We start from the raw sequence: 11,495 nt of genomic DNA on the forward strand, positions 1-11,495 counted from the left end.
ACGATTTTCCTCAACGTACGACCATTACCGATAGCGAGACCATCATGAAAGACACGCTGTTCATTCTGCGCCCCGGCTTCTTCAAGGACTCCGAAGGTCCGTTCTACTGCGGCGACTCGGTCGCCGTCGAAGGGCTGCTGAGCTTCTATCCGCAGTTGCGCGACGCGGTCGCGGTCGAGTACGTCGACGCGCCGCGGCCGCGCAAACCGATCGTCGCGCTGATCGGCGAGGACAACCAGTCGGCGCCGGTGCTCGTGCTCGCCGACGGCCACGCGCCGAACGACGACACGGTCGCGATCCGCGAACACAACGGCCGCCGCTTCATCGATTCGCCGGCCGATATCCGCCGCTATCTGTCGTCGCAGTACGGCGTCGCGCACGTCGCGTAAGGCCGCAGCGCCTTCGTTCGATCGGCGCAGCCGGACGGGGCGCGCGGCATGCGCGTGTCTCGCCCGCCGCGAACGCGTGCGAACGTGCATCAGCTCGCGCGCGTCGCGGGCGCCATCTTCGAGAAGTACTTCGCACCAGCCACGCAGCCGACCACGATCAACGTGACGACGAGCATCGACGGCGGCACCGCCTCGTGCAGCAGCCCGGCCGCGAGCAGGAAGCCGAAGAACGGCTGCAGCAGCTGCAGCTGCCCGACGCCCGCGATCCCGCCGAGCGCGAGGCCGCGATACCAGAACACGAAGCCGATCAGCATGCTGAACAGCGACACGTACGCGAGCCCCCACAGCGCGGCCGCGTCGACGCCGTCGAACGTCGCGGGCCACGTGAACCACGTGAGCGGCAGCATCACCGGCAGCGACAACACGAGCGCCCACGAGATCACCTGCCAGCCGCCGAGCTGGCGCGACAGGCGTGCGCCTTCCGCATAGCCGAGCCCGCACGCGACGATCGCGGCGAGCATCAGCGCATCGCCGACCACCGACGCGCTGCCACCGTTGCGCAGTGCAAATGCAGCCACCGCGCCGCTGCCGACCAGCGAGAAGATCCAGAACGGCAGCCGCGGCCGCTCGCCGCCGCGCCAGACGCCGAACAGCGCGGTCGCGAGCGGCAGCAGCCCGACGAACACGATCGCGTGCGCGGACGTCACGTGCTTCAGCGCGAGCGCCGTCAGCAGCGGAAAACCGACCACGACGCCGAGCGCGACGACGACAAGCGACACAGTCTCGGCGCGCGTCGGCCGCTTCTGCTTCAACGCGACGAGCAGCATCAGGCCGAGCACGCCGGCGATCGTCGCGCGCGCGAACGTGAGGAACAGCGGGTCGAGCCCCTGCACCGCGACGCGCGTCGCGGGCAGCGAGCCACTGAAGATGATCACGCCCAGCAGGCCGCTGAGCCATCCGTCGGTCGTCTTTTGCACGGGAGATCCTGGTCGAAAAAAGTGGATGACCGATGATGCGCCGCGCACGAAAGGCGCGTAAGCTACGGCCCAATACAATTCAGACAAACTGTACTGGACAACCGGCCGTACAGTTCCTTTCAGCCATGAGCCGTTCCGTGCAGGTTCCTGCCCCGCCCGCGCCGTCGCGCACGCGCGTGGAAACCGTGATGGACACGCTGCGCGCGCGGATCGCGAGCCGCGCGCTGATGCCCGGTGCGCGCGTGCCGTCGATCCGGATGATGGCCGACGCGCTGCACGTGTCGAAGTCGACCGTCGTCGACGCGTACGAACGGCTCGCGAGCGAGGGCGTGCTCGTCGCGCGGCGCGGCTCCGGCTTCTACGTGTCGGGCCATGCGCCGCCGCTCGCGCTCGCGGAGCTCGGCCCGCGTCTCGATCGCGCGCTCGATCCGCTGTGGCTGTCGCGCCAGGCGCTCGAAGCCGCGCCCGGCTCGGTGAAGCCCGGCTGCGGCTGGCTGCCGCCGTCGTGGCTGCCGGACGAGAGCCTGCGCCGCGCGCTGCGCGCGGTGTCGCGCGACGAACCCGATGCGCTGACCGACTACGCGACGCCGCTCGGGCTGCCCGCGCTGCGCCAGCAGCTCGCATGGCGCCTCGCGCAGCATGGCATCCACGCGGAGCCCGCGCAGATCATGCTGACCGACGGCGGCACGCACGCGCTCGATCTCGTGTGCCGGCTGCTGCTCGAGCCGGGCGACACCGTCGTGCTCGACGATCCGTGCTACTTCAACTTCCAGGCGTTGCTGCGTGCGCATCGCGCGCGGATCGTCAGCGTGCCGTACACGCCGAACGGTCCCGATCTTGCGCGCTTCGAGCAGGTACTCGCCGAACACCGGCCGCGGCTGTATATCACCAACGCAGCGCTGCACAACCCGACCGGCGCGACGCTCGCGCCGCCCGTTGCGCATCGGCTGCTGACGCTCGCAGCGGAGCACGGACTGCTGATCGTCGAGGACGACATCTTCGCCGATTTCGAGAGCACGCCCGCGCCGCGCCTCGCGGCGTTCGACGGGTTGTCGCGCGTGGTATCGATCGGCAGCTTTTCGAAGACGCTGTCGGCTGCGATCCGATGCGGCTATGTGGCCGCGCGACCGGAGTGGATCGACGCGCTCGTCGACCTGAAGCTCGCGACGTCGTTCGGCAATGCGCAAATCAGCGCGAACGTCGTGCACCGGCTGCTGGTCGACGGCACGTACCGGCGTCATCTCGACGGCTTGCGCGCGCAACTGGCCGACGCGATGGGCGAAACGATCCGGCGGCTCGTGCGGGCGGGGCTCGGGATCTGGACGGAGCCGCGCGGCGGGTTGTTCGTGTGGGCCGAACTGCCGGACGGACTCGATGCGGCGCGGGTCGCGCGCCTTGCACTCGACGACGACGTGGTGCTCGCGCCTGGCGATGTGTTCAGTGCATCGCGCAGCGCGACGTCGTTCATGCGCTTCAACGTGTCGCGCTGCAAGGGGCCGGCGGTGTTCGATGCGCTGGCGCGAGCGATGGAGGCGGCGCGAGCCGCGGAACGCCGCGGACCCACGCTGGCCGGCGAACGATGACGCTCGGAGGCGTCGGGGCGAATGGCCGCCCCGACGCCAGCCGTTACACCTCCGCCGCGTGCGCCCTCGCCCGCACCTCGGCGAACGTCGCATCGACGAGCATCCGCCCGGTATCGAACACCGTCTCGAGCGCATCTTCCCATTCGCCTTCGAGCGCGCGATCGTCCCATGCAACCGGCAGCGCCACCGTCCGATACTCGCCCGTGCGCCGATTGCGCAGCAACGTCAGCCGCCCCTTCTTCGAGCGCTTGCCCCGATCGGTGACCGGATCCTTGCTGACGTCGTGCCATACGTCGCCGCGCCGGATCGCCGAGCATTTCATTGCAAAGCGCTGCGTATCGCGATTGACCCGCTGCAGCAGCGCGCCGCCCATTCCGAACACGACGTTGCCGGCCGCATAACCCGCGTCGTCGAGTGCGACGAGAATCGCCTCGATCGAATGCTCGTCGACGCCGTCGCCCTGGATCACGCGCACGTGGTTCAGCACGCGCCGCCCCCTGCCGTTCACGGTCGAGCCGAACGACGCATCGAGCGCACGCACGGTCTGCAGCACGATCGTCACCGGGTCGCCCGAATCGGGACGCACGACGAGTGTCGCGCCGGAATCGATCACCGCCTGACGCAGCGGGCCGCCCCACATGTCGAGTGCGGCGAACAGGTCGTAGGAGTCCGACACGACCGACACGATTGCGCCGGGCAGACCGAAGCGGCCGATCATGTTCCGGTACGCATCGGCTTCGTGCTCACGCCCCCACGACGTGATCGTGCTGTGCTCGGCCGCCGGCACCGAGTACGCGGCCATCGGCTCGCGATAGAAGCGGTTCGCGGCGAGCACGCCGAGCACCGTATCCGAACCCATGAAGCTCACGAGGTGCGCCGCGCCGCCGATCGCGGCCGACTCGGCACTCGACACGCCGCGCGCGCCGAAGTCGTGCAGCTTGAACGGCAACTGCGCGAGATCGTCGTCGGTCTTCTCGAGGAAGCGGCGGATCGTCTGCCGCAGGTGCCAGCTGCGCGTCGCGACCGTCACCGGGTACCACACGCGCAGCAGCATCGTCTCCAGATACGACGCGAGCCAGAACACCTTCGGATCGTCGCATTCGACGGTCATCAGCACGTTGTGCACGGGCACGATCGACCCTTCCGGCACCGCGCGAATCTTCACGGGCAGGCAGCCGTCGTAGCGGTCGACGATATGGCGCCAGCCGTCCTCGTTGAACGGCTCGCCGTGCACCGCGAAGAAATCGCGCGCGTCGTCGATCATCGCGTGCGTGATGGGGCGGCACAGATACTCTTTCAGCAGCATCTGCAAGCCGAAGAACAGCGTGCGGTCGTAGCGGCCGCCACGCGATTCGACGTACGAGAACATTGCCTGCGCGTCGGGCGAATACTGAAGGAAGTGGGATGCCTTGTACGAATCCGTGTTGAGGATCGGATTGGCGAGAACCGCGGCAAAGCCGCCGGGATCGTTTTGCATGGCTAGAGCTCCTCTAGGCCGTTGAAGTGCCGCCGCGTCTGTCGCGGCGGACCTGAATCCGGGGAATCAGCGGATCACAGTTTCCCCAGGAAGTGGTACGCGATCTCGAAGTGATCCTCGAACATCACGTTGCGCATCTGCGCGAATTCGTTGAGCGGCACCCAGCGCGCCTTGTCGGCATCGTCGCTGCCCTTCACGCGCGGCAATTCGCCGGTCGGAAAGTTGAACAGGCACGCGTGCGTGATCGTGCGGCCGCGCAGCGAGCGGCTCGGGTGGTCGAACACCTGGCGATCCCTGATCGAGCCGCGCAGCACGGGCTCGGGCAACTTGAGGCCGGTTTCCTCGCGCAGTTCGCGGATGCACGCCGCGTCGAGCCGTTCGTCCTGGTTCACGAACCCGCCTGGCAGCGCCCATAACCCGCGGCCGGGCTCGCTGCGCCGGCGCACCAGCAGGATATGGCCCGAGTGCACGACCACCGCGTCGACCGTCACGAACGTGACCGGATACGGCGCGGCCGCCCATGCCTTGCGATAGCCGGCGATGAATTCGGCCTCGGCCTTCAGCTGCGCGAATTCCGGTTGCGTGCGGAAGCGCTCGAGCCAGCCGAACACGGGTTCCGGCACCGCCCACTGCACGAAGCTGTTCGTGCGTTCGGCGAAATACTGGTCGCGTATTTCGGTGGCGGAGATGTCTTCGGTTGCATCGACGTCGACGAGCTCCCATTGCGGAAACATCCGCAGGTAGTACGACGTCGCGTCCTTCTCGTGGCCGATCAGCCCGACCTTGCGCTGCGCGACGTCGCCGAGCGCGGCGGCCACCGCATCCTGCACCCAGCGCACCCAGTCGCCGTCGTTGTACGTCGAATCCTGCACGGGTGCGACCGTCACGCGTTCGCGCTCGGACGGATCGAGCAGCGAAGCCAGCATCTGGCGGCGCTCGTCGAACGAGAACGGATCCTTGATGGTGCGGGGCTTGTCGGTCGAGCCGATCAGCACGCACACGCGCTCGGCCCGGCTCAGTGCGGACTTCAGCACGTTCAGGTGACCACGATGCGGAGGCTGGAAACGACCGATGAAAACGAGCGCGTCGAAGCGCCGGTTCTGTTGCGTACTCATGAGGCTCCCTCAAGAGGTGGAAACGCTTCGGGTCTTTCCCGAAGGCATGGAATCGATCGTAGGGGAATTCCCGGAGAAGGTCAATCGAGCATGCATTCGACTTGACGAAGTCTGACGAAGCGCCCGGCTTTGGCGGGTTACACTGGATTTCATCCCACTCCGAGCCCGTTGCGCCCGCCATCCATCATGAGGATCTCAGTCAGCCGGATCGTCGGCGTCGATCGCAGACGCCTCTTCACGTGGTCGCAGGACTACGCGCGGCGGCTCGTGTGGGACAACTTCCTCACCGACGCCTATCTGCTCGACGGAATGACGGCCGACGTCGGCGTCGATGCGTTCTGTCGCAGCCAGTCGGGCGCGACGATGGTATCGCGCTACATCTCGTATCGCCCGCCGCAGGTCGCGGCCGTCGAGATGGTCGACGGGCCGAAGGTGCTCGAACGCTTCAGCGGCTGCTGGAATTTCACCGAACGCGCGCCGGGCACGACCGAAGTCAAGTTCACCTACCAGTTCCGCGCGCAGCCGGCATGGCTGCGCTGGCTGCTCGAGCCGCTGATCGGCGGGTTCTATCTCGTGCACACGCGCCGGCGTCTCGACTCGTTCAAGCGCTGGGCCGAAGCGGAAGCGCTGCCGCACTGAGCGCCGCTCACGCGACGCCGCGTGCGACCTGTTGCCGGCCCTGCGCGTGCGTGCCGCGCGCGGCGGCAATCGCGTCGACCGCATCGGCTGCGTGCGCGGTACCGCAGATGAACGCGTCCACTGCCGCGATACCGTGCGCTCATTGCCGCGCCGCCGGCAACGGCTATAATCGCGCGACATTCCGACTGCATTGAGCAGGCCGATGGCGCCGCGCCATGCGACGCGCCGTATGCCCTCCTCGACAACAACAATGACAAACCGAACCGCCCGACGCCTTCGCCCGTTCGCGCGCGCCGCCGTGCGCATACTCGCATGCGCGCCGTTGCTCGGCGCCGCGCCGGCGCTGCCCGCGGCCGATGCCGCAAGTCCCGATGCGCAATCGGCGTCGGGCCGCTACATCGTCGTCGACACCGGCCATACGCCGGCTCATCCCGGTGCAACCGGCGCAAGTGGCCGTGTCGAGTACCGGTACAACCTCGACCTGTCCACCGCCGTTGCCGACAAGCTCGTCGCGCACGGCGATCGCGTGCTGCGCACGTCCGCCGACGGCCGCGAGATCGCGCTCGACCAGCGTTCGACGCAGGCGCCCGATGCGAACCTGTTCGTGTCGATCCATCACGATTCGATGCAGCAGCAGTTCATCGACGCCGGCCGGCAACGCGAATTCCGCGGCTTCGCGGTGTTCGTGTCGGAACGCAATCCGCATTACGCGGCAAGCCTGCGCTGCGCGAAGTCGATCGCCGAGCGGCTGGTCGCGGCCGGCGAACGGCCGTCGCTGTATCACGCGCAGCCGATCAAGGGCGAGAACCGCCCGCTGATCGATCCGCAACTCGGCATCCACCGCTTCGACGATCTCGTCGTGCTGCGTACCGCGCCGATTCCGGCCGTGCTGGTCGAAGCGGGCGTGATCGTCAATCCCGACGAGGAAAGGCGTCTCGCACAACGCGACACGATCCAGCGCCTGGCCGCCGCGATCGCGGGCGGGATCGATGCGTGTACGGCGCCCCGGTAAAGACGGGGCCGTCCGGTTTCAACGGTTTTCACCCAGTGAGGAGCACCGCCATGAAGAAGAAGAATCTGCTTGCATCCTGTGCACTGCTCGCGCTTGTCGCGCCGTTCGCCGCGCAGGCGGCCGGTTGCGGGAAACCGCGCAGTGCGTTCGATCAGGTGTACTGCAGCAGCAATGAATTTTCGCAGATCGACCGCGAACTGAACGACGAATACGGCCGCGTGCGCAAGCAGCTGAGCGGCGACCAGCAGGCGAAACTGAAGACGGGCCAGCTCGCGTGGATGAAGCAGCGCGACGACCGCTGCAGCGAAACGCGCGACGACGGCTATCTCGTGAACCTGCAGTGCGCGATCGACCTCACGCAATCGCGTTTGTCGTTCCTGCGCGAACGCGAGCGCGAATGTGCGAGCACCGGCTGCGTGACGGCGAAGCTCGGCGAGTAAGCGCGCCCCGGGTGCCGTGCCGCGAATCGAATCCAGTCGCTTCGCGGCGCGGCACGTCACAGAAACCACCGATACTCCCGCGCCGCGATCTCGTTGCGGAAATCCAGCTCCTCCTGGCGCTTGTTCTCGCAATAGACCATCACGAACTCGCTGCCGAGCCCGTCGCGCACGGCCGCGTGATCCTGCATCGCCGCGACGGCCGACAGCATCTCCGTCGGGAAATCGATCCCGCTGCCGCGATCGTCGTTCAACGGTGCAGTCGGCTCGAGCCGCGCAGCGAGCCCGTGCTCCATCCCGGCGAGAATCGCCGCCAGCACCAGATACGGATTCGCGTCCGCGCTCGCGAGCCGATGTTCGATCCGCAGGTCGCGCGCATCCGACTCCGGAATCCGGATACACGCATCGCGGTCCTCGAAACCCCAGCTTGCGCGGCTCGCCGCGTTCACCATCGAGCCGTAGCGGCGGAACGCATTGTGATTCGGCGCGAATACCGGCATGCAGTGCGGCAGCAGCGCGAGGCAGCCGGCCACCGCATGCCGCAGCGGCCGCTGGCCGTCCGCCGCGAGCAGGTTGCGGCCCGCGTCGTCGTACAGGCTCACGTGCACGTGCATCCCGCTGCCCGGCGCGTGCAGATACGGCTTGCCCATGAAGCTCGCGCGGTAGCCGTGCTGCAACGCGACGCCGCGCGTGCTGCGGCAGAACAGCGCCGACCAGTCGGCTGCGCGCAACGCGTCGTCGGTATGGCCGAAGTTGATCTCGAACTGGCCGGGCCCGAGTTCGGCCGTGATCGCCGTCGCATCGACACCCTGCTCGCGTGCGGCGTCGACCATCTCGTGCAGCACGTCGGAAAACCGCGACAGGCGTTCGATATGCATGTTCGGCTGGTCGTCGCGGTCGTCGCTCAGGCGATCGCGCGGATATTGCGGCATCCCGTCCGCGAGCTGCGCGGCGAACAGGTAGAACTCCAGCTCGAACGCGACGACCGGCCGGACTCCGCGGGCCGCGAACCGCCGCAACACGCGTGCGAGCACCTCGCGCGGCTCGAACTCGATCGGCGCCGCCGTGCCGTCGGAACTGACCAGCATCTGCGCGAGCGGCTGCCGCTCCCAGCGCACCGGCTTCAGCGTGCCCGGGACCAGACGACGCGGCACATCCGGATCACCGTCGTTGAAGCAGTAGTCGCCGATCCTGTAGAGACCGCCCTGCGTGCCGAGCAGCACGCAGTTCTGCGGCAGCTTCAGCAGCGAACCCGACGCGACCTTCTCGAGCGCGTCGATCGGATAGCGCTTGCCGTAGAAGTGGCCGGGCAGATCGAGACAGATGAGGTCGACATAACGGATCTCGGGATGCGCGTGCCGGAATGCGCGCACTTCGTCGACCAGCACGGAAACGACGTCAGCCATGTGTGATCCTCTCCATATGTTGCAGGGCGGTGCCGCACCGCGGCGAACCGGATTCATCGGCATGCGGCAGGTCGTGCATGTTCGATTTCGATCAGTACTGCGAATCCATGACCACGAAAGACGACCCGATTGGTCGCCCTGTAACGAATCAGGTGAACACCCAGATCACGCGCGTCGGCACATCGCCGAGATTCGCGTAGCGAAACCGCTTGTGCGCGGGCAACTGGAACGCGTCGTTCGGGCCGAGCGTGACGGGCGTGTCGTCGCCGTCGAGCCAGATCGTCAGCTCGCCTTCGAGCACGAAGCCGCCCTGCTCGTCGCTGTCGTCGACGGAGCGCTCGCCGCTGCTCGCGCCCGGCGCGAGATGGCTTTCGAGGATCGAGAAGCGCGAACGCATGTTCGGCGACACGAGAATATCGGTGATGCCGGCCGCGTAATACACGGTGCGCCGCTCGTCGGGCCGCGTGACCCACGGCACGCTGCGCGGCTTGCTGAGGCTGTAGAAATACGTGGTCGGCACGCCGAGCGCCTCGCCGATCGCGGTGAGATCGGCGACCGTCGGCCGCGACAGCCCGCGCTCGACCTGCGACAGAAAACCGACCGAACGGCCGATCCGTTCCGCTAGATCGTTGAGCGTGACCTTGCGATGCTTGCGCAGGTCGCGGATCAGGATCGCCAGGCTTTCTATCTCTTCCTGTTCGTTCATATTGAGTTCCGGTGCGTCAGACGGTATCGCGCAAACGGTACCAGGCCTTGCCGAGCGCTTCCAGCGGCGCGGCGAGGCAAGCGCCGCCGGGGAAGCGCGGGTTGCGGATGCGCTGGTACTGCGCGAGCAGGCGATCGTCGCCGAGCACGGCATCGGCGACCGCGCGCGCACCCGCGAGCGTCGGCAGCACGCCGTGCCCCGAGAAACCCTGCAGCCAGAAACGCTGGCCGCGGCGGCCGATGTCCGGCGTGCGCCGCATGCTGATGTCGATGTGGCCGCCCCACGCGTGGTCGAGCGGCACGCCTCGCAGTTGCGGAAACACGCGTTCGAGATACGGGCGCGTCGCCGCGGCGATGTCGGCCGGAATCCCGCCGAGATACGTGCAGCCGCCGCCGAACAGCAGGCGGTTGTCGGGGCTCAGCCGGAAATAGTCGGGCACGAACTGGTTGTCGATCACGCAGCTGTTCCGCGGCAACAGCGAACGCGCGACGTCCGGCGCAAGCGGCGCGGTCGCGACCTGATACGTGCCGACCGGCAGCAGCCGGCGCGACAGCTCGGGATCGAGCCGGTCGACATACGCGTTGCATGCGAGCACCAGCACGTCCGCACGTACTTCGCCGCGCGCAGTGCGCGCGACGTGGCCGCCGGCCGTCTCGCGACAGTCGAGCACACGGCTTTGCTCGAAGATGCGCCCGCCGGCCCGTTCGATCGTCTGCGCGAGCCCGAGCGCGAGCTTCAGCGGATTCAGGTGACCGGCCTCGGGATCGTGGAGCGCGGCGAGATAGCGCGCGCTGCCGATCCATTCGGGCATTTCGTCCTGCCCGATCACGCGCAACCGGTCGTAGCCCCACCGCTGCTCTGCCTCGTCGCGTGCCTGCGCGAGCATCGCGACGCGGCGCGGCCGCACCGCAGCCCACAGGCTGCCAGGCCGGTAGTCGATATCGAAGCCGTGCCGTGCGGGCAGCTCGCGCACTTCGGCCGCGGCCCAGCGCATGCTGTCCCATAGCATGCGGGCGCCGTCGCGGCCGAGCGAATCCTCGAGCGGCTGCATGTCGCACGACCAGCCGAGCAGCGCCTGACCGCCGTTGCGGCCCGACGCGGCCCACGCGACGCGGCTCGCTTCGAGCACGACGACACGCTTGCCGGCAAGCGCGAGCCGCAGCGCAGTATGCAGGCCGCTGAAGCCGGCGCCAACGATCAGCACGTCGGCGTCGATGCGTTCGTCCAGCTCCGGCCGATGCGGGATCGGCGCCGGGTACGTAGCCGCGTAGTAGCTCGCGACGTGACGGTCGGACTGCACGAACATGCGGACTCCCGTGAAATTTTTGCCGATTAATTTCATGAAAAATTAGCACGGCAATTTCACGGCGGCAAGCGGAAGTATGAGATCCGGTATTGTCGGGAGTGATCCGCTTGGACCCGGTGTTCGCTCGGATGTACGACAGCGGCGGCGTCACCTTCCACGGTAGCGGTTCGTCCACGCGGTTGACCGGATGGTCGGCGATGCGCTCGAGTACGTAGGCGAGATACGCGTCGGAATCGAGGCCGTTCAGGCGTGCCATGCCGATCCGGCTGTACACCGCGGCGTCACGTTCGCCGCCGGAGTCGGCGCCGGTCGAACCACTGCTTTATGTCGCCGTGCACCGGCACCGCTCGTGCCTGCGCATGCGGTGCCGCTCATCAGGTGGCTTGCCACGGATCCGCGCCTCGATCTCGTAGAGCGTGCCAATCGGACGTAGCGCCGCCAGCATCGC

General features: G+C 67.7%; 11 protein-coding genes and 2 pseudogenes. 5 read left to right on the forward strand and 8 right to left on the reverse strand.

Annotated features, from left to right (window positions below; all coding sequences use genetic code 11):
- Positions 1–44 precede the first annotated feature (44 nt).
- Entirely contained in the window at positions 45–389 is a 345-nt protein-coding gene (locus Q3A80_RS15785; protein WP_446329889.1) for a DUF3088 domain-containing protein, read from the forward strand.
- Between the two features lie 89 nt (positions 390–478).
- Here Q3A80_RS15785 and Q3A80_RS15790 read toward each other — a convergent pair whose 3' ends face one another.
- Complete coding sequence (locus Q3A80_RS15790; protein ID WP_446329890.1) at positions 479–1,366, reverse strand: DMT family transporter; 888 nt, start codon at positions 1,364–1,366, stop codon at positions 479–481.
- Between the two features lie 125 nt (positions 1,367–1,491).
- On the opposite strand from Q3A80_RS15790, the gene Q3A80_RS15795 reads away from it, so the two are divergent.
- Positions 1,492–2,949, forward strand: coding sequence for an aminotransferase-like domain-containing protein (locus Q3A80_RS15795; RefSeq protein WP_446329891.1), 1,458 nt, complete (start codon positions 1,492–1,494; stop codon positions 2,947–2,949).
- A gap of 43 nt (positions 2,950–2,992) precedes the next feature.
- On the opposite strand, the gene Q3A80_RS15800 is transcribed toward Q3A80_RS15795, so the two are convergent.
- Positions 2,993–4,426, reverse strand: a complete 1,434-nt coding sequence (locus Q3A80_RS15800; RefSeq protein WP_446329892.1) for a nicotinate phosphoribosyltransferase — start codon at positions 4,424–4,426, stop codon at positions 2,993–2,995.
- Between the two features lie 74 nt (positions 4,427–4,500).
- Complete coding sequence (locus tag Q3A80_RS15805) at positions 4,501–5,541, reverse strand: bifunctional nicotinamide-nucleotide adenylyltransferase/Nudix hydroxylase (protein WP_446329893.1); 1,041 nt, start codon at positions 5,539–5,541, stop codon at positions 4,501–4,503.
- A 186-nt stretch (positions 5,542–5,727) separates the two neighbouring features.
- Between Q3A80_RS15805 and Q3A80_RS15810 the strand changes: the two genes are divergently transcribed.
- Positions 5,728–6,180, forward strand: coding sequence for an SRPBCC family protein (locus tag Q3A80_RS15810; protein WP_446329894.1), 453 nt, complete (start codon positions 5,728–5,730; stop codon positions 6,178–6,180).
- A gap of 7 nt (positions 6,181–6,187) precedes the next feature.
- Here the strand turns inward: Q3A80_RS15810 and Q3A80_RS15815 are convergent.
- Positions 6,188–6,316: pseudogene (locus Q3A80_RS15815) on the reverse strand (adenosylmethionine decarboxylase); the annotation flags it as partial.
- 114 nt (positions 6,317–6,430) lie between these two features.
- On the opposite strand from Q3A80_RS15815, the gene Q3A80_RS15820 reads away from it, so the two are divergent.
- Both Q3A80_RS15820 and Q3A80_RS15825 read left to right on the forward strand, forming a co-directional pair.
- A complete protein-coding gene (locus tag Q3A80_RS15820; protein ID WP_446329895.1) occupies positions 6,431–7,192 on the forward strand; it encodes an N-acetylmuramoyl-L-alanine amidase family protein in 762 nt (253 codons plus the stop codon).
- Positions 7,193–7,242: 50 nt separating this feature from the next.
- Entirely contained in the window at positions 7,243–7,632 is a 390-nt protein-coding gene (locus tag Q3A80_RS15825; RefSeq protein WP_446329896.1) for a lysozyme inhibitor LprI family protein, read from the forward strand.
- 56 nt (positions 7,633–7,688) lie between these two features.
- On the opposite strand, the gene Q3A80_RS15830 is transcribed toward Q3A80_RS15825, so the two are convergent.
- The 4 genes and pseudogenes from Q3A80_RS15830 to Q3A80_RS15845 form a co-directional block, all read right to left on the reverse strand.
- Positions 7,689–9,035, reverse strand: coding sequence for a glutamine synthetase family protein (locus Q3A80_RS15830; protein WP_446329897.1), 1,347 nt, complete (start codon positions 9,033–9,035; stop codon positions 7,689–7,691).
- A gap of 148 nt (positions 9,036–9,183) precedes the next feature.
- On the reverse strand, positions 9,184–9,741 hold the full coding sequence (locus tag Q3A80_RS15835; protein ID WP_446329898.1) for a helix-turn-helix domain-containing protein: 558 nt from the start codon (positions 9,739–9,741) through the stop codon (positions 9,184–9,186).
- Between the two features lie 16 nt (positions 9,742–9,757).
- The gene (locus Q3A80_RS15840) at positions 9,758–11,047 is read right to left on the reverse strand and encodes an NAD(P)/FAD-dependent oxidoreductase (protein ID WP_446329899.1); all 1,290 of its coding nucleotides are present in this window, start codon (positions 11,045–11,047) and stop codon (positions 9,758–9,760) included.
- Between the two features lie 136 nt (positions 11,048–11,183).
- A pseudogene (locus Q3A80_RS15845) lies at positions 11,184–11,483 on the reverse strand (transposase domain-containing protein); the annotation flags it as partial.
- Between the last annotated feature and the right edge of the window lie 12 nt (positions 11,484–11,495).

This window comes from Burkholderia sp. SR8, from assembly GCF_052851275.1.